Consider the following 17,250-nt stretch of genomic DNA (forward strand, 5'->3'; position numbering starts at 1 on the left):
TTTTGCATAATAGTTTGGGCATGGATTTTTATGCAACCCATGCCCGGATCAGGTCTGTTTGTAGACGATATGTGTCTGTTATCCTAAATTATTCAGAATGTCCACCTTCCCTTCATTTACCAGGCGGTAGATCATTTCACCGAACAATGTGTTGACCCAAGCAAACCAGGAGCGGGTGAATTTGGCGGGATCATCCTTATAGAACGATTCGTGCATAAATCCTGTGTTTGCATCCGTGTCGCGTAACATCTTGACACATTTGCGGATCTCTTCATTGTCGTGTGTCGTGTTACAGCGCATGATGATACTCATCGGCCAGATATATCCGAAACCGATATGCGGACCACCGATACCTTCGCCGGCTTTGCCTTGGAAGAAATAAGGGTTTGCATCGCTGAGCACCAGCTTGCGGGTGTTCTGGTAGACCGGATCGTCCATGTCTACGCACCCCAGGTACGGTAGCGCAAGCAGGCTCGGAACATTGGCATCATCCATAAACACATGATTGTGGAAGCCGTCTACCTCGAATGCATATACTTTGCCATATTCCGGATGGTTGACAATACCGTATTTCTCGACTGCTGCTGCCACTTCGTCCGCTAATGAATCGCAACGGCGGGCAAAATCGTTATCGTTTTTAATCTCGCGCATCATTTCGGCCAACTGGCGGAGTGATGTGATGGCGAACAAGTTCGACGGGATCAGGAATCCGAACAGAGTTGCATCATCCGACGGACGGAATGACGAAACGATCAGACCGACCGGATTGACCGGGCTACCCCAACCGTCGTTCAGCAAGGTATCGCCTTGGCGGTCTGTCTTGCGTCTGAACTGATACGGACCGAGGTTGTCCTTACGCTGTTGTTCGATAAAGGTTTTGTAAACGGTCTTCATCGCTTTGTCCCAATCGGCATCGAAAGGGGAAGTGTCGCCTGTCTTTTTCCAGAAATGGTAAGCGAGGCGGATCGGATAGCAGAGCGAATCGATTTCCCATTTACGCTCATGGAGTTCCTTTTTCATGTCCGTAAAATCACTTTCCCATTCGCTGCCGGTCGGCCCTTCGTTGAAGCCGTTGGCATACGGATCGATGTTGATACACCAGGTCTGACGGTTGATGACGCCGGCAAGCATGGTTTTCACTTTCGGATCGTCGTTTGCAAATTGGATATGCGGGAATACCTGTGCCGACGAGTCACGGAGCCACATGGCATGGATATCACCGGTCAGGACGAAGGTGTCGGGCTTACCATTCACCATCTTGTGTTCGCAAGTCGTATCCAATGTGTTGGGAAAACAGTTTTCGAACATCCAGGCGAGCTTCGGGTCTTTCAGCTTTGTCTTTGTGGTGGCGATTGCTTTTTCAACGGCTTCGGATGTGAATTGCCGTTTGCCCGGTGCCGGACGTTTACAGACATATTGCATAGTGGAGGCAGCTCCAGCTAATTTGTCGTCGGCTTTTTCAGCCATACGGGCGAATGAGTGCTGGCCAACCATAAGGCTTGCCAACGAGAGGCCGCCTGTTTTCAGAAAGTTTCTGCGTGTTGTCATCTTGTTTGCTATTTATTTGATGTTATTGATTTCGGAAAAAAGTTCGACCATGCAAGCGTTGTCCAATAGCCATTTATGCTCTTTGGTCTTGATACCGGTCCAATCGTTGTCGAGGAATCCGTTTACATCGCGGGTATGATCCCATGCATAACGTGCATTGTCCGCCATCGTCCGGATATACTCAGGATGATGGTCTACCTCATAGAGGGCTGTCAAGCCGCGCAGTAAGATCACGTTAAACCAGGGGCTGGCGGTGTAGAAGCGGGTTTCCGTGCCGTCTACGGCTTTGCGCACTTCGGTGAAACGTTGGTAGGCGCCTCGGGCGGTTTCCTGTGCGTCTTTCAGATAGGCTTCGTCGCCTGATTGCTGGTAGAGCAGGACGCCGGCTTGTATCATCTGTCCACTGTTGTAAGTATATTTGGCCTTGTCCACGCTTCCATCCAGGCGGACATTATCCCAATAAACGAAATCTTCCGGGTCGCGGAGATTGTTCTTGGTCCAGTCGTATGTCTTCTTGGCTTGTTCGAGGTAGGCATTGTCTTTCGTCAGGTTGTACAGTTTCATGCAGAGGACGGTTGCGGGTGCATTGGAACATGTGTTCTTGGATGTCTTCTTCTGCTCGCACCAGTAGATGCCGCCACCCAGCACGTCATCCCATCCGCTGTATATATAATTGTATAGAGCCTGTGCCTTTTCCAGATATTTCTTGTTCTTCGTCAATGCGTATAGGTCGCAGAAGTCGATCGCCAACCAGTCGTTGTCGTCATAAAAGCGGTCGCTCTCCCCATTGAACATCGGATAGCTCTGGTAGCAGAACGGTTCGCGTATGTTATCCCAATACTGTTCCAGTCCCGGCAGAATCCTTTCTTCCAGTACTTTCAGGTATTTTTCGTCTCCGGTTGTCTTGTAGAGTGCGATCCCTCCCGATAACATCCCGGAGTAGGGCCAGAGAAACGATACCTCCTGATTGCGTTTCTGTTCGGCTCCTTCCGCCAGATACGTGACCTGGTTGTTGGGATTGGCCGGATACGTTTCCTGCAACAAGCCGTATTTCTCGACGTTATATTTGTCCAGGATGTGTGTGAACATGGAATCGGCGATAGCGAGGTCGCGACCGGCAGAAACAGTTTCTGTTGCGTTTTGGCAGGAGGTGGTCCCCAATAGGCATCCACAAAGGGATAAAATCGAAAATAATTTTTTAATCATGGTCTAATAGAATAAGTTATTTGTTTGCAAAGATACTATTCTTTTGAAAAAACGAAACCCTGGTGGTAGGCAAATACGACCGAGGCCTGTTTTTGTGTACAGCTTTTGTCTTATTATCAAAATGACACTACTATCCCTCCTGTTTTGAAATAATAGGGCATCTTTCGGAAATTACCCGCAAGGGTAATATTTTTTAACATTCTATTTGATAGCAAATACCCCTTTGGAACTGTCGAAATGACAAAATGTAAGTTCGGATAGGCCTGATGGGAGACTATCATGTCTAAGATGAGTTATCGTTACATAAAAAAGTCTTCTTGTTTGCTGTTTATGTGGTTAAAAGCATTACATTTGTAGTTCATAATTAGTTGAAAAGAAAAAGAATGGATAAAATTAGTTACGCACTTGGCTTAAGTATCGGGAATAATTTCCAGAACTCAGGCATTAATAATCTTCAGGTTGAGGATTTTGTAAAAGGTTTGAAGGATGTGCTCGGCGGGGCAGAACCTGAAATCAGTTACGATGAAGCAAAGCAGGTTATCAACGATTACTTCATGAATCTTCAGAAAGAAAGACTGGAGCTTAATAAGAAAGCCGGGGAGGAATTCCTGAATATCAATAAAGGAAAAGCCGGAGTCGTTACGTTACCCAGCGGTTTGCAGTATCAGGTGTTGAAGCAGGGCGAAGGGGCCAAGCCGGCTGCTTCCGACAAGGTAAAATGTCATTATCATGGTACATTGATCAACGGAACAGTATTCGACAGCTCTGTTCAGCGTGGCGAACCCGCCGTATTTGGTGTGTCGCAGGTGATCCCAGGATGGGTGGAAGCGTTGCAGTTGATGCCGGTAGGTTCTAAATGGCGTCTTTTCATCCCTTCCGACCTAGCCTATGGCGAGCATGGTGCGGGAGATGCGATCGAGCCGAACAGCGCATTGGTTTTCGACGTAGAATTATTGGATATAGTAAAATAATAGAATAGAGAAAAATGAAAAAGATTAGTGTATTGGTTGCTACAGCGATTGTAGCTATGGGTATTACATCATGTGGTGATTCACACAAAAGTGCATCTTTGAAGACTGCCGCAGATAGCGTGAGCTATGCCATCGGTATCAGCACAGGTGCAGGTTACAAAGAAAATTTAAAGACTTTGCCGGGCGATCCTGCTAACGTTGATGATCTGATTGCCGGCTTTATCCAAGCTATCAAGGGTGATTCCTCTGCTATGAAGATGACTCCGCAGGCTGCTCAGGCTTATGTTCAGACGTACTTCATGGAAGCTTCTGCAAGAGATGCGAAGAAGACGAAAGAAGAAGGCGAAAAGTTCCTGGCTGAAAACAAATCGAAGAAAGACGTTTTCACAACCGAAAGCGGTTTGCAATATCAGGTCGTAACGGAAGGTACAGGTGATAAACCGACTGCTACGGATAAAGTAAAGGTGCATTACACTGGTACTTTGCTGGACGGAACCAAATTCGACAGCTCTGTTGACCGCGGTGAACCGATGGAATTCCCGGTTAACGGCGTAATCAAAGGTTGGACGGAAGTTTTACAGTTGATGCCGGTGGGCTCTAAATATATCGTTTGGATTCCTTCTGATCTGGCTTACGGCGAACGTGGTGCAGGACAGGACATCAAACCGAACAGCACGCTGAAATTCGAAATCGAATTGCTGGAAATTGTAAAAGACAAGAAATAATAGACTGTCGTTTTATACGATAATTAGCGGGCGAAATATGTTAAATAGCATTTTTCGCCCGCTTTTATTATTTATTTTGCACTTTTTTCTTTCACTATGATATAGTATTGAAATTAATTATATACTTTTGATACATTAAATCTAAAACAGGAAAGTAAAGTAAGCAAACAATGGAGAAGATAGACAAACTGGACCGGCAGATATTGAACATTATTTCAAAGAATGCCAGGATTCCTTTCAAGGATGTAGCCGAAGAATGTGGTGTTTCGCGTGCTGCCATTCATCAACGGGTACAACGCATGATTGATATGAATGTGATCGTTGGGTCAGGCTATCATATTAATCCGAAGATTTTAGGTTACAACACTTGTACTTATATCGGTGTAAAACTGGAACGCGGTTCGATGTACAAAGACGTGGTTCCCGAATTTGAAAAGATTCCGGAAGTGGTCGAATGTCATTTTACGACCGGTCCGTACACGATGTTGATCAAGTTATACGCACGCGACAATGAACACCTGATGGAGTTGCTGAATACGCAGATACAGGAAATACCGGGTGTGACCGCTACGGAAACCCTTATCTCTTTGCGTCAGAGTGTAAAACGTGAAATCCCTATTTGCGATATTTCCGAATAAGAAAAATAGAACGTATAGGCCCGGCCTCGAATGAGTTGCCGGGCTTTTTTATATGCTATACAATTTATATTTTTGCAGAAAAAGATAAAGCAACGATGTCAAAATATTTGTCTATACTCTTTCTGTGTTGTCTTCCGGCCTGGCTATGGGCCGGGGAGAATTATCGTTTTCGCGTCTATTTGAAAGATAAGGGTGATGACGGTTACCGGGTGGAGGAACCTGAAGCCTTTCTTTCCAAGCAGGCGATCGAGCGGAGAGCTAAAAATGATATCGCCGTCACGGATGCTGACTTTCCCATATCCCGGTCGTATATCGACATGTTGTCTGAAACGGGTGTGATCCCGGTTGTGCAAAGCAAGTGGTTTGCGACTGTCGTGGTGGAAAGTCCCGATAGTACGGTGGCCGAACAATTGCAACAGTTGGCAATTGTCGATTCCGTCAAGTGGATTTGGAAAGGGAACTTGCGGGTCCCGGCCGAGGAAAAGGGAGAAGACCGTTTCGTGCCGGAGGATGAACCTCTGTGCAATGAGTATGGTTATGCTCATAAACAGATCAAGATGTTGAATGGGACTAAATTGCATGAAGCCGGTTTTCAGGGTGAAGGAATGCGGGTGGCCGTGATTGATGCCGGTTTTATGAATGCGGACCGGATATCGGCTTTCGATTCGCTCAGGTTGTTGGGAACGCATAATGTCGTCTTTCCCGGTAAAAGCGTGTTTGTCGGGGACGACCACGGGACAAAGGTCCTTTCCTGCCTCGCTGCCGATATTCCGGGTGTGATGGTCGGGACTGCTCCGAAGGCTTCTTATCTGCTGCTTAAAAGTGAGGACAGCGATTCCGAATATCCCGTCGAGGAAGACTATTGGACTGCCGCAGTTGAATATGCGGACAGTGCCGGTGTGGATGTCATTTCTTCGTCACTCGGGTATTTTGCTTTTGATGCGGATGAACTGTCGTACGAGCAGGCTGCTTTGGATGGCAAGACTGCCATGATCAGTCAGGCAGCTCACTTGGCTGCCGATAAAGGGATACTCGTATTTTGCAGTGCCGGTAATGAAGGAAACGGCGATTGGGAAAAGATCACGTTCCCATCGGATGCGGCCGGGATCTTTACGGTCGGTGCGATAGATGAAGATAAAAAGAAAAGCGGTTTCAGCTCCATAGGCTTTACTATTGACGGGCGTGTGAAACCGGATGCCGTGGCGTTAGGTACGAGTAGCTGCGTGATAGGGCCGAACGGCAGTGTCAGGTATGCGAACGGGACCTCTTTTGCCACGCCTATCCTTGCAGGGATGGGAGTTTGCCTCTGGCAATCACTGCCTTGGTTGAATAACCGGGAGATGATCGAGCTGCTGCATCGCTCGTCCAGCCAATATAAACATCCGGATACGGAGTTAGGTTATGGTATTCCTGATTTCTATAAAGCATATAAAAAGGAAAGGAAAAATGGGAAACGGGCAAAATAATCAGAACTGGGAGCGGCAGGAGTTTTCTTTGCTGGAGCTGAATAACCGGGTGAAAGAGGCTGTCCTGAATGCATTCCCGGAAACGTGCTGGGTGCGTGCCGAGATGAGCGACGTGCGTCAGAATGCTGCATCCGGGCACTGTTATCTGGAGTTTATCGAGAAGAATGCGATAACCGGACAACTGGTGGCGAAGGCGCGTGGCTCTATTTGGGCGAAGACGTTCCGGATGTTGAAGCCTTATTTTGAGATGGAAACCGGGCAGATGTTTGCTTCCGGCCTGAAAGTGCTGGTGAAGGTGTCGGTCGAGTTCCATGAACTCTACGGTTATAGCCTGACTGTGTTGGATATTGACCCGGCCTATACACTGGGAGACATGATCCGGAAACGGCTGGAAATCATCCGGCAATTGAAGGAAGAAGGTGTCTTCACTTTGAATAAAGAGTTGCCGTTCCCGACGTTGCCGATGCGGATCGCTGTCATTACTTCGCCTACGGCTGCCGGATACGAAGACTTCCTGAACCAGTTGTCTGGCAACAAGGCAGGCTATCCTTTCTACACGAAGCTGTTTCCGGCTCTTATGCAGGGCGAACGGACGGAAGAGTCCGTAATTGCGGCGTTAGACAGGGTGTACCGTTATGTCGACTGTTTTGATGTGGTCGTGATTATCCGGGGCGGCGGAGCTACTTCGGACCTGAATAGTTTCGATTCCTATCTGCTGGCGGCCAACTGTGCGCAGTTCCCGCTTCCTATTATAACCGGTATCGGGCATGAACGCGATGATACGATTCTGGATATGGTCGCCCATACGCGGATGAAAACGCCGACGGCTGTGGCCGAGTTTCTGATCGGGCGGATGGATAAAGCTGCCGGAGAGGTGGAAGAGTTGCAACAGGAGGTCTGTTCGTTGGCAACCGATATCCTGTCCAGGCAAAAGAACTTCCTGCAATCATTGGGAAGTCGTCTGCCTGTCTTGGCAATAAACCGGATCGAACGGAATCGTTCGCAGCTCCAACGGATGGGCATGCAATTGCCAACGGATGCCCATGCCTTTCTAAACCAATGGGCATCGAAGCTGGAAGCGATGCAAGTGCGTTTGGCAAATCGCGTGGAAAGTAGTTTGGCGGAACGGAACCGCTTCATTCAGTTGACCGAACAGTTCATCAAGATGGCTTCTCCCGATTATGTCTTGAAGCGAGGCTACAGTTTGACGTTGAAGGACGGAAAGATCATCAAACAGGCTGACGGATTGGCCATCGGCGACGAATTGGTAACCCGTTTTGCAGACGGTGAAGTACGTTCGACAGTACTGAATAAATAAATCATAAATCAAAAATCATAAACAAAAACCCCCATCATGGCAGAAACATATAATGAAGCAGTAGAGAAACTACGTAAGATCGTCGCCGACATCGAGGACGGCGATCTGGACGTTGACATTCTTTCTGAAAAGGTAAAGGAGGCGACCCGACTGATCAAACTGTGTAAGGAGAAACTTTACAAGGCAGACGAGGAAGTCAAGAAAGTATTGGAGGAACTGGAATAATGAAGAGATATGTCCTGATAGTCGCCGGAGGCCGCGGGTTGCGTATGGGAGGCGATTTGCCGAAGCAGTTTATCCCGATGGAAGGAAAGCCTGTCCTGATGCATACGTTGGAAGCTTTTCATCGCTGGGATGCGTCTGTCGGTTTGATCCTGGTGCTTCCGGAAGATCACCAACCCTATTGGAAGATGCTTTGCCAGGAGATCGGTTGTAAGGTGCCGCACCGGATAGCGAACGGAGGTGAGACGCGTTTCCATTCCGTCCGGAACGGATTGCATTTCCTTTCGGATGAAATCGGAAATCTGTCTGGAGGGGATGAAAAGACGTGTGTCGCCGTTCATGACGGGGTCCGTCCTTTTGTCGCTCCCGAAGTTATCGACCGGTGTTTTGCCGAGGCTGAAGTGTCGGGTGCTGCTATCCCGGTCGTGCCTGTGGTCGATTCTCTCCGCGAGTTTTCCGGTGAGTCGAGCCGTCTGGTCGATCGTTCGCGTTATCAGGCGGTGCAAACCCCGCAGGTTTTCGATTATGATTTGCTTTTGAAAGCGTATGAACAACCTTACTCGGAGTTTTTTACTGACGATGCTTCAGTTGCGGAGGCTTTCGGACATACGGTCAAGACTGTTCCGGGAAACCGGGAAAATATAAAGATTACGACTCCGTTCGATCTGTTGGTGGCAAAGGCGTTACTTGCAAAATAAATATTTGTATATGCTCGATCTCGACAAACGTTCCATCATGTATCTGCCGGGCGTCGGCCCGAAAAAGGCGGAAATATTGCAGAAGGAAGCCGGCATTTCTTCGTATGAAGACCTGTTGTTCTACTTTCCGTACAAATACATTGACCGTAGTCGTTTTTATAAGGTTGCGGAGGTGACTGGCGATATGCCTTATATACAGTTGAAAGGGCGCATCTTGTTTTTCGATACGGTAGGCGAGGGGCGTACAAGGAGGTTGATCGGGAAATTTACGGACGGGACGGGGACGATCGATCTGGTTTGGTTCAAAGGAATTAACTATGTTATGGACAAGATCAAGACTGGTGTCGATTATATCGTGTTCGGCAAACCGACTGAGTTCGGGCATATCTATAATATCCCTCATCCGGATATAGACACGCTGGACCAGGCGGATAAGGTAGCCAACGGGCTGACACCGTTCTATAATACGTCCGAGAAGATGAAAAAGTCGTTCCTCAATTCGCGGGCGGTCCAGAATTTGCAGTACACATTGTTAAGCGGTTTGAACTGGACGCTGCCTGAAACACTTCCTCCGGCTGTCTTGAACCGTATCCGCATGATGCCGTTTCCGGAAGCAATACGGAATGTGCATTTTCCGGAATCGGTCGATAAATTACGGAAAGCCCAACTGCGCCTGAAGTTTGACGAGTTGTTTTTCATCCAGCTTAACATTCTTCGTTCTTCCAACCTGCGCAAGCTGAAGTTGAAAGGGATTGTCTTTCCTTCCGTTGGAGATTATTTTAATACGTTTTATAAAGAATATCTGCCTTTCGAGCTGACGAATGCGCAGAAACGCGTTGTCCGTGAGATTCGTGCCGATATGGGAAGCGGACGGCAGATGAACCGCCTTTTGCAGGGAGATGTGGGAAGCGGGAAGACTTTGGTGGCTTTGCTCTCTATGCTGTTGGCGGTCGATAACCATTGTCAGGCTTGTATGATGGCGCCGACGGAGATTCTGGCGACTCAGCATTATGCGACAGTCATGGGCTTTCTGAAAGACATGGATATAAAAGTAGCCCTCCTGACCGGCTCGACGAAAAAGAAGGAGCGGAATAAGATATTGCCGGCTATCGCGAGCGGTGAGATCCAGATCGTGATCGGGACACATGCGCTGATTGAAGAGACAGTCGTCTTTTCCTCTCTCGGTCTGGCGATTATAGACGAACAACACCGTTTCGGGGTGGAACAGCGTTCCCGGTTGTGGACGAAAAATTCGATTGTTCCTCATGTCCTGGTGATGACCGCGACGCCTATTCCCCGTACACTTGCCATGACTTTATACGGTGACTTGGATGTCTCGGTGATCGATGAGTTGCCACCCGGACGTAAACCGATCCAGACCGTGCACCGCTATGATAATAAGAAAGCGCAACTTTACGACTTCCTCCGTAAGGAAATCGGACAGGGTCGACAAGTCTATGTCGTTTATCCTTTGATTGAAGGCAGTGAGAAATTGGATTATAAGAACTTGGAAGAGGGTTTCGAGACATTCAAAGAGGTGTTTCCGGAATATAAAGTATGCATGGTTCACGGAAAGATGAAAGCAGCCGACAAAGAGGCGGAAATGCAGAAGTTTATTTCCGGTGAAGCACAGATATTGATGGCGACGACTGTGATAGAAGTCGGTGTGAACGTACCGAATGCCTCCGTGATGGTTATCGAAAGCGCCGAACGCTTCGGCCTTTCCCAGTTGCATCAGCTTCGCGGCCGGGTGGGACGTGGGGCGGAGCAGTCATATTGCGTACTTGTCTCTTCTTATAAACTGAGCAACGAGACACGCAAGCGCCTGGAAATAATGGTGAGCAGCAACAACGGTTTCGAGATTGCCGAGGCCGATTTGCGTCTGCGGGGGCATGGTGACCTGGAAGGAACGCGCCAGAGCGGAGAGGGGATAGACCTTAAGATCGCGAATCTGGCTGCCGATGGACAAATCCTTCAGTATGCGCGTGATATCGCCCAGGAGGTTTTGAACGAAGATCCCGATTTGTTATCCGAACCTAACCGGATATTGAACGAACGCCTGAAAACTCTCTTTGCTAAGAAGGTAAATTGGGGAATGATCAGCTAATATGTTGTGAAACATGTTTTGTTTTAATCTTATGTAAATCAAAGGATAAAAAGTCTGCTTTTGCTTTTCTTTGGTTTCATTGCGGAAATTTTTCGTTATTGAATTTTGCCGGCTTATTCAAAATTACGAACTTTGACGGGATGACGGTGGAATAAACCATTCTATATCATGATTTTTCACCGTGGGATTACTGTCGAAAGTGATAAGAATAATGAAGATACGAGCATTACTGTTTATTTGTTGTACCACTATTCTGGTATCAGCTGTTGAAGCTAAAATAAAAGAAGATAAAGGGACTCCGAAGCAAATCGTTCATATTAAAAAGATGGATAAACGTGTTTCTGAATTGATGGCAGACCGTGTTAATATCCGGAAAAATATGGAACTGAAAGAACTCGCAACCCTCAGCGAGATCGAAATGGAAGAAAAGGAGAACTTGATGTTTCCCGCTGACGAATTGTACGGCTCCAATTGGGAGAACCGTTGGGTCGATCCGTTTCGGGGAACTGCGAAGGTCAATTTCCCGGATTCGTTTGCGATAGACTGTTCCTCCTTTGTCTATCCTATCGCCATTGATTCTATGGCAAGGATCACCTCTAAATATGGGCCTCGTCGCCGTCGTATGCATAAAGGGATAGATTTGAAGGTGTTGAAGGGTGATACGATCCGTGCCGCTTTTAACGGTAAGGTTCGTATTAAGGCTTTCGAACGTCGAGGATATGGCTATTATGTGGTGCTTCGCCATCCGAACGGTTTGGAAACAATCTATGGACATTTATCTAAGATTTTGGTGGAAGAGAACCAGATCGTACGTGCAGGCGAAACGATCGGATTAGGCGGTAACACGGGACGTTCTACCGGTTCCCATCTTCACTTTGAAACCCGCTTTTTAGGACAGGCCATTAATCCGGCTGAAATTATAGATTTCGAAAATGGTGTTCCTCACCAGGATACTTATGTTTTCCATAACATAAAGATTAACGGGCGCAGAAGCAATATCTATACTTCTTCTTCCGACCGGATGGTTTATCACCGTGTGAAGTCAGGTGATACGTTAGGCAAGATTGCCCGGATATATGGAACCAGCGTGAATGAATTGTGCCGTCTGAACGGCCTGAAAAGCACGTCTGTCTTGCGAATCGGACAGTCGATTCGTTGCAGTGCCGGCGCGGTCGCTTCCGCTAAAGCCGGGACATCGAAACCGACCGCTTCTGCGAGCGTAAAGCAAACCGTGAAGACTACGGTTGCGGCTGATGCTGCAGCTGTCGCTTCGATCAACCAGACTTCCAATGCCGGGCAGCAAGAGGCAACTCCGGTTTACCATCGTGTGAAATCAGGTGATACGTTGGGGGCTATTGCTGCTAAATACGGTACGACTGTTTCAAAGCTTTGTGAATTGAATGGCATTACGAAAACGACGATTCTGAAATTGGGCCGTTCACTTCGCTGTTCTTGATTAAGATTTGGTAAAAACGATAATGAAGAGCTGTCCGTTGTGTACGGATGGCTCTTTTTATTTCCGGCTAAAGTAGCCTCTCTTTTGGTCAGGTATGGATTTATCCCTATCTTTGTACGGATGTAAATGCTAAGAAAGTATGGCTGATACGAAGGAACAATTCGAAAGAGTAATATCCCAATGCCGGGAACTGTTTGAAAAGAAGTTGAAAGATTATGGTCCCTCGTGGCGAATCATGCGTCCGCAGTCGCTGACCGACCAGATATTTATTAAGGCAAACCGGATTCGCAGCCTTGAGATAAAAGGTGTGAGCATGGTGGATGAAGGGATCCGGCCGGAGTTTGTCGCAATCGTGAACTATGGGGTTATCGGCTTGATACAATTGGCAAAAGGATTTGCCGATACGACAGATATAAGCAATGAAGAGGCGTTGGCCTTGTATGATAAATACATAACGGAAACCAAAGAGTTGATGTATGCCAAGAATCATGATTATGGTGAGGCATGGCGTGGTATGCGTATCAGTTCCTATACGGATCTGATCCTGATGAAACTTTATCGTACGAAGCAGATCGAGAGCCATGGAGGCAAGACGATCGTGTCCGAAGGTATCGATGCCAACTATATGGATATGATCAACTATGCGTTGTTTGGTTTGATTAAGCTGGAGTATGGAGGGAACAGTTGAAAGTGGAGAATAAGGGAGGCGCTTTGAAGATATTGGCGGAATTGTGCCGTTTACTGATCGGAGTTGTATTTATCTTCTCCGGTTTTGTCAAGGCGGTCGATCCGGTGGGAGGTGCGATCAAGATCGGTGAATACCTGGCTTCCTTCGGACTGGACATGCTGCAACCTTTTACGGTATTGTTGTCTTTCAATCTTTCGGCAATCGAGTTTGCGCTCGGTGTCTGTATGCTGTTGGGAGTGTATCGGCGATATGTCTCTTTCCTTGTCTTGGCGTTTATGGCGTTTATGACGCCACTTACCTTGTATCTGGCTCTTTTCGATCCCGTATCGGATTGCGGTTGTTTCGGAGATGCGCTGGTAATCTCCAATTGGGAGACGTTCTTTAAAAATATCGTACTCTCTCTTGCCGCTATTGTTACGTTTATTTACAACCAGCGTTTATTCCAGTGCTTTACTTTCCGGGTGTATTGGTTTGTCGCTTTGTATGCCTACCTGTTCGGCGTCGGTTTCGCTTATTATAATTACAATCATCTGCCTGTAATCGATTTCCGTCCATATAAGGTCGGTGCGAATATACCGGAGTTGATGGAGATACCCGAAGGGGCTCCGCAGGATGAATATAAGTACACGTTCGTGTATGAAAAAGACGGCGTGAAGAAAGAGTTCTCGCTTGAAGACTATCCGGCAAACGACAGTAGCTGGACATTCGTTGATTCGAAGACGGAATTGGTCAAGAAAGGCTATCAGCCTCCTGTTGCCGCGTTCAATATTTATAATGGAGAGGGCGATGATGTGACGGAAGAAATCATCGGAAATCCCGGTCCTGTTTTGCTACTTGTCGCTCCGAAGTTGGAAGAGGCGGATGATGAACAGATGGATGAGATCAACGGTGTGTATGATTATGCACTCGAACATGATATTCCGTTCTATTGTGTGACGGGCTCTTCGCCTGAGGCGATCGATGCCTGGAGCGACAATACCGGAGCCGAATATCCTTTCCGGATGGCGGACGAAGTACTGCTGAAGACGATTATCCGTTCCAACCCCGGCCTGGTGCTGCTGAAAGGCGGTACGATACTGGGTAAATGGCATTACAACGATATTCCGGCTGAGGAGGATGTCAAGGCGGTTATGGATCGTTGCTTGGACGGGAGCAAGATAAAAAGTAAAGAAGATGGGGGCCTCGCAACCAACCTATTGACTTTTACCGTACCTTTGCTGCTCGTTTGGATGTATGACCTGCTGCGTTTCAGACGCAAACGGAAAGAAAAGAAATAACTATTTGTATTACATATTTAATTAATTAAGTCATGAGAAAGAATATTGTTGCAGGAAACTGGAAGATGAACACTACCCTTCCTGAAGGTCTTGCTTTGGCAAAAGGCTTGGACGAAGCTCTTAAAGGTAAAACTCCTAACTGTGATGTGATCATCGGTACTCCGTTCACTCATTTGGCAAGCGTTGCTGCTGCTATCGACACGAACAAGATCGGTGTTGCTGCTGAAAACTGTGCAGACAAGGAAAAAGGCGCTTACACTGGCGAAGTTTCTGCTGCTATGGTGGCTTCTACAGGTGCAAAATATGTGATCTTGGGCCACTCTGAAAGACGTGCTTATTATCACGAAACTCCGGAAATCCTGAAAACAAAGGTTGAATTGGCTTTGGCTAACGGTCTGACTCCGATCTTCTGTATCGGTGAAGTGCTGGAAGAAAGAGAAGCCGGCAAGCATTTCGAAGTGGTAGATGCTCAGATCAAGGGCTCTTTGTTCGACCTCTCTGCTGAAGACTTCGCTAAGATCGTCCTGGCTTACGAACCGGTTTGGGCTATCGGTACAGGTAAGACTGCTACATCTGACCAGGCTGAAGAAATCCACGCTCATATCCGTGCTACTCTGGCTGCTAAATATGGTCAGGAAATTGCCGACAACTGCACCATCCTTTACGGTGGTAGCTGTAACGCAGGCAACGCTAAGGAACTGTTTGCTAAACCGAACGTAGACGGTGGTCTGATCGGTGGTGCTTCTTTGGCTGTTGACAAGTTCATGCCGATTATCGAAGCGTTTGATAAATAATTGTCTTTCGTGAGGATGTGTCAAATATCGGTATTCATGGGACGCGGATGACGCAGACGAGCGCAGATTAACGCAGATATATTAATTATCTACAAAATAAATCTGCGTCTGTCTGCGTCTGTCTGCGTATTCTGCGCCATCTGCGTCCGGTAATATCAATTTGACACACCCTCATGATTACGATATCATAACCGACATTCCAATATGCAACGACTATCTTGTATCCTATCTTTATGTATGCTGCTTGGTGCATCTGTTTTGTCTGCCCAGACGGATGTCGATGGACAGGCGGAAGACATTATCGACGCCTTGCAGGAGAGAGTTCCCGGAAAAGGAACTGTTGTGGTGCGCGGGCCGGATGCTCTTCGTAATATGCTCGGCAAACGGTTGCATGGCGAAGGGGTAGAAAAGACTGATAGCACGGCCTTTCTGAAAATACAAGGCTATCGTACACAAGTGTTTTCCGGTAATAACCAGCGTAAATCCAAGGATGAGGCTTTCCGGAAAGAAAAAGAAATTAAGGAACTTTTCCCTGATGTCCCGACTTATGTGACGTACAATGCTCCGTTCTGGCGTCTGCGTATCGGTGATTTCCGTTCACACGAAGAGGCTTATCACATGCAACGTCTTCTGATGGATGCATTCCCGGCCTATAGGAAAGAAATGTACATCGTGAGGGAAGAAGTCAAAATCCCATTGAATTGAAATGAGTGAAGAAATAAACGAGAAGACTTTGCTGGCCCGCGAAGAACTGGCCGGCCATTATAAAAGTATTATCAATCTGCTTGGTGAAGAGGTAGACCGCGAAGGTCTGTTGAAAACGCCCGAACGTGTAGCCAAAGCCATGCAGTTCCTGACCAAAGGCTATCGTGAGGACCCGGCTGCCGTGCTTCGTGGCGCCATGTTCAAGGAAGAAGACTACAAACAGATGGTGATTGTAAAGGATATCGATTTCTTTTCTCTTTGTGAGCATCATATGTTGCCCTTCTTTGGAAAGGCCCATGTTGCCTATATCCCCAAAAAATATATTACGGGGTTGAGCAAGATCCCCCGTGTCGTGGATATCTTCGCCCGCCGTCTTCAGATTCAGGAACGATTGACCATGCAGATCAAAGACTGCATTCAGGAAACGCTCGATCCGTTAGGCGTGATGGTCGTGATCGAGGCACAACATATGTGTATGCAGATGCGTGGTGTCGAGAAGCAAAACTCCCTGACGACAACTTCGGATTTCACCGGATTCTTCCAACAGGCCAAAACGCGTGAAGAATTTATGAATCTGATCAAACATAACCGGTAACGACGTCGAAGATCAGAACAGGTCGGCATGAGTGTCGGTGTCGGTCATAATCAAGATAAGCTTCGTATCGTTTTGTTGCCATATCAAGAGCCAATCGCCTTTGATATGGCATTCCCATAGTCCTTCATAACTTCCGCTAAGTTTATGCGGGCGGTAGTATTCGGGAAGGGTTCCGGTTGCTTGCAATAGGTCGATAACTTCCCATAATAATTCAGGGTTAAGGTTTCTTTTCATACAGCGTTTGAAACTTTTGTCAAACTGCCGAGTCGTTTCAACTGTATACATTCTAACCTAATAAATGTTGTTTCAAATCATTCATATCTTTGGCTCTGTAAGTCCGTCCCGCCTTGATATCGTCCAAACCCTTTTGGATTCCTGATTTTTTCTTGCCGATACTCCAACCGTACTTCTCTGCCAGTTCTTTCAGCAAAACCATATCCATTTCCGGAAGGGATAGTTCTACTTTTTTGATTACTGTGTCCATATTCTTAGTATTTAATATGTTGTACAGGCAAAGGTAGTCAATTTCTTTGTATCAGCAAGTTTAAGACGGTCAAACTCAGGGCAACCACACCAAACTCATAAAGTGCCCATCTGCTTTTGCCGTCGATACGGACAAATATATATAAGTGTTTTGTAGAGAACAACTATCATACTATCATAATCTCCTACATATTATTTTAACACAATACGTTACAGTATGATAGTTGCTATTTTCTATTATCATTCATCTATCATAACTGTCATGATAAAAAACGTCAACATGCTGTGTATCAATCTGTATATAAAATAAAGACCGGTCAGAAATAGGTGCAGAATATGTTAAAACGGCTTCT

At 46.9% G+C, this 17,250-nt stretch carries 18 protein-coding genes; 14 read left to right on the forward strand and 4 right to left on the reverse strand.

Going from position 1 to position 17,250, the window contains the following annotated elements; translation table 11 throughout:
- Positions 1-78 precede the first annotated feature (78 nt).
- Positions 79-1,548: a glycoside hydrolase family 125 protein gene (locus NQ564_RS17005; protein ID WP_008153277.1), complete on the reverse strand. Its 1,470-nt coding sequence runs from the start codon at positions 1,546-1,548 to the stop codon at positions 79-81.
- A 12-nt stretch (positions 1,549-1,560) separates the two neighbouring features.
- Positions 1,561-2,754, reverse strand: a complete 1,194-nt coding sequence (locus NQ564_RS17010) for a glycoside hydrolase family 76 protein (protein ID WP_008153275.1) — start codon at positions 2,752-2,754, stop codon at positions 1,561-1,563.
- Positions 2,755-3,137: 383 nt separating this feature from the next.
- On the opposite strand from NQ564_RS17010, the gene NQ564_RS17015 reads away from it, so the two are divergent.
- The 14 genes from NQ564_RS17015 to folE all read left to right on the forward strand — a co-directional run bounded on the left by NQ564_RS17015 (position 3,138) and on the right by folE (position 16,414).
- Positions 3,138-3,725 carry an FKBP-type peptidyl-prolyl cis-trans isomerase gene (locus NQ564_RS17015; protein WP_008153270.1) on the forward strand — a complete coding sequence of 196 codons (588 nt, stop codon included), beginning with the start codon at positions 3,138-3,140 and terminating at the stop codon, positions 3,723-3,725.
- A gap of 14 nt (positions 3,726-3,739) precedes the next feature.
- A complete protein-coding gene (locus NQ564_RS17020) occupies positions 3,740-4,450 on the forward strand; it encodes an FKBP-type peptidyl-prolyl cis-trans isomerase (protein ID WP_008153268.1) in 711 nt (236 codons plus the stop codon).
- A gap of 170 nt (positions 4,451-4,620) precedes the next feature.
- On the forward strand, positions 4,621-5,088 hold the full coding sequence (locus NQ564_RS17025; protein ID WP_008153266.1) for an Lrp/AsnC family transcriptional regulator: 468 nt from the start codon (positions 4,621-4,623) through the stop codon (positions 5,086-5,088).
- A gap of 95 nt (positions 5,089-5,183) precedes the next feature.
- Complete coding sequence (locus NQ564_RS17030) at positions 5,184-6,554, forward strand: S8 family peptidase (RefSeq protein ID WP_039848465.1); 1,371 nt, start codon at positions 5,184-5,186, stop codon at positions 6,552-6,554.
- Positions 6,535-7,872: an exodeoxyribonuclease VII large subunit gene (gene xseA / locus NQ564_RS17035; protein ID WP_008153262.1), complete on the forward strand. Its 1,338-nt coding sequence runs from the start codon at positions 6,535-6,537 to the stop codon at positions 7,870-7,872. The genes NQ564_RS17030 and xseA overlap by 20 nt, the downstream gene beginning before the upstream one ends.
- Before the next feature lie 36 nt (positions 7,873-7,908).
- Positions 7,909-8,097 (forward strand): exodeoxyribonuclease VII small subunit, encoded by a 189-nt coding sequence (gene xseB, locus NQ564_RS17040; RefSeq protein WP_008153260.1) that lies wholly within the window; start codon positions 7,909-7,911, stop codon positions 8,095-8,097.
- The gene (locus tag NQ564_RS17045) at positions 8,097-8,792 is read left to right on the forward strand and encodes a 2-C-methyl-D-erythritol 4-phosphate cytidylyltransferase (RefSeq protein ID WP_008153257.1); all 696 of its coding nucleotides are present in this window, start codon (positions 8,097-8,099) and stop codon (positions 8,790-8,792) included. Before xseB ends, NQ564_RS17045 begins: the two co-directional genes overlap by 1 nt.
- A gap of 10 nt (positions 8,793-8,802) precedes the next feature.
- Positions 8,803-10,899, forward strand: a complete 2,097-nt coding sequence (gene recG / locus NQ564_RS17050; RefSeq protein ID WP_008153256.1) for an ATP-dependent DNA helicase RecG — start codon at positions 8,803-8,805, stop codon at positions 10,897-10,899.
- Positions 10,900-11,110: 211 nt separating this feature from the next.
- Positions 11,111-12,355 (forward strand): peptidoglycan DD-metalloendopeptidase family protein, encoded by a 1,245-nt coding sequence (locus tag NQ564_RS17055; protein WP_008153252.1) that lies wholly within the window; start codon positions 11,111-11,113, stop codon positions 12,353-12,355.
- A gap of 139 nt (positions 12,356-12,494) precedes the next feature.
- Positions 12,495-13,043: a DUF1599 domain-containing protein gene (locus tag NQ564_RS17060; RefSeq protein ID WP_008153251.1), complete on the forward strand. Its 549-nt coding sequence runs from the start codon at positions 12,495-12,497 to the stop codon at positions 13,041-13,043.
- A complete protein-coding gene (locus tag NQ564_RS17065) occupies positions 13,040-14,320 on the forward strand; it encodes a BT_3928 family protein (protein ID WP_008153250.1) in 1,281 nt (426 codons plus the stop codon). The genes NQ564_RS17060 and NQ564_RS17065 overlap by 4 nt, the downstream gene beginning before the upstream one ends.
- 32 nt (positions 14,321-14,352) lie before the next feature.
- On the forward strand, positions 14,353-15,114 hold the full coding sequence (gene tpiA / locus NQ564_RS17070; protein WP_008153249.1) for a triose-phosphate isomerase: 762 nt from the start codon (positions 14,353-14,355) through the stop codon (positions 15,112-15,114).
- A 204-nt stretch (positions 15,115-15,318) separates the two neighbouring features.
- Positions 15,319-15,819: an SPOR domain-containing protein gene (locus tag NQ564_RS17075; protein ID WP_008153947.1), complete on the forward strand. Its 501-nt coding sequence runs from the start codon at positions 15,319-15,321 to the stop codon at positions 15,817-15,819.
- A gap of 1 nt (position 15,820) precedes the next feature.
- The gene (gene folE, locus NQ564_RS17080) at positions 15,821-16,414 is read left to right on the forward strand and encodes a GTP cyclohydrolase I FolE (protein WP_008153246.1); all 594 of its coding nucleotides are present in this window, start codon (positions 15,821-15,823) and stop codon (positions 16,412-16,414) included.
- A gap of 12 nt (positions 16,415-16,426) precedes the next feature.
- On the opposite strand, the gene NQ564_RS17085 is transcribed toward folE, so the two are convergent.
- Positions 16,427-16,699, reverse strand: a complete 273-nt coding sequence (locus NQ564_RS17085; protein ID WP_008153245.1) for a type II toxin-antitoxin system RelE/ParE family toxin — start codon at positions 16,697-16,699, stop codon at positions 16,427-16,429.
- 1 nt (position 16,700) lies between these two features.
- Positions 16,701-16,898, reverse strand: a complete 198-nt coding sequence (locus tag NQ564_RS17090; protein WP_008153244.1) for a hypothetical protein — start codon at positions 16,896-16,898, stop codon at positions 16,701-16,703.
- Positions 16,899-17,250 lie beyond the last annotated feature (352 nt).

It is taken from the genome of Parabacteroides johnsonii DSM 18315 (assembly GCF_025151045.1).
GTDB lineage: Bacteria > Bacteroidota > Bacteroidia > Bacteroidales > Tannerellaceae > Parabacteroides > Parabacteroides johnsonii.

Bases quoted from the DNA above. Each gene is read 5' to 3' on its own strand.
- NQ564_RS17045 (WP_008153257.1), top strand. From the start codon at position 8,097: ATGAAGAGATATGTCCTGATAGTCGCCGGAGGCCGCGGGTTGCGTATG.
- folE (WP_008153246.1), top strand. From the start codon at position 15,821: ATGAGTGAAGAAATAAACGAGAAGACTTTGCTGGCCCGCGAAGAACTG.
- NQ564_RS17055 (WP_008153252.1), top strand. From the start codon at position 11,111: ATGAAGATACGAGCATTACTGTTTATTTGTTGTACCACTATTCTGGTA.
- NQ564_RS17060 (WP_008153251.1), top strand. From the start codon at position 12,495: ATGGCTGATACGAAGGAACAATTCGAAAGAGTAATATCCCAATGCCGG.
- NQ564_RS17075 (WP_008153947.1), top strand. From the start codon at position 15,319: ATGCAACGACTATCTTGTATCCTATCTTTATGTATGCTGCTTGGTGCA.
- NQ564_RS17090 (WP_008153244.1), bottom strand. From the start codon at position 16,898: ATGGACACAGTAATCAAAAAAGTAGAACTATCCCTTCCGGAAATGGAT.
- xseA (WP_008153262.1), top strand. From the start codon at position 6,535: ATGGGAAACGGGCAAAATAATCAGAACTGGGAGCGGCAGGAGTTTTCT.
- recG (WP_008153256.1), top strand. From the start codon at position 8,803: ATGCTCGATCTCGACAAACGTTCCATCATGTATCTGCCGGGCGTCGGC.
- NQ564_RS17085 (WP_008153245.1), bottom strand. From the start codon at position 16,699: ATGTATACAGTTGAAACGACTCGGCAGTTTGACAAAAGTTTCAAACGC.
- NQ564_RS17015 (WP_008153270.1), top strand. From the start codon at position 3,138: ATGGATAAAATTAGTTACGCACTTGGCTTAAGTATCGGGAATAATTTC.
- NQ564_RS17030 (WP_039848465.1), top strand. From the start codon at position 5,184: ATGTCAAAATATTTGTCTATACTCTTTCTGTGTTGTCTTCCGGCCTGG.
- tpiA (WP_008153249.1), top strand. From the start codon at position 14,353: ATGAGAAAGAATATTGTTGCAGGAAACTGGAAGATGAACACTACCCTT.
- NQ564_RS17020 (WP_008153268.1), top strand. From the start codon at position 3,740: ATGAAAAAGATTAGTGTATTGGTTGCTACAGCGATTGTAGCTATGGGT.
- xseB (WP_008153260.1), top strand. From the start codon at position 7,909: ATGGCAGAAACATATAATGAAGCAGTAGAGAAACTACGTAAGATCGTC.
- NQ564_RS17025 (WP_008153266.1), top strand. From the start codon at position 4,621: ATGGAGAAGATAGACAAACTGGACCGGCAGATATTGAACATTATTTCA.
- NQ564_RS17005 (WP_008153277.1), bottom strand. From the start codon at position 1,548: ATGACAACACGCAGAAACTTTCTGAAAACAGGCGGCCTCTCGTTGGCA.
- NQ564_RS17010 (WP_008153275.1), bottom strand. From the start codon at position 2,754: ATGATTAAAAAATTATTTTCGATTTTATCCCTTTGTGGATGCCTATTG.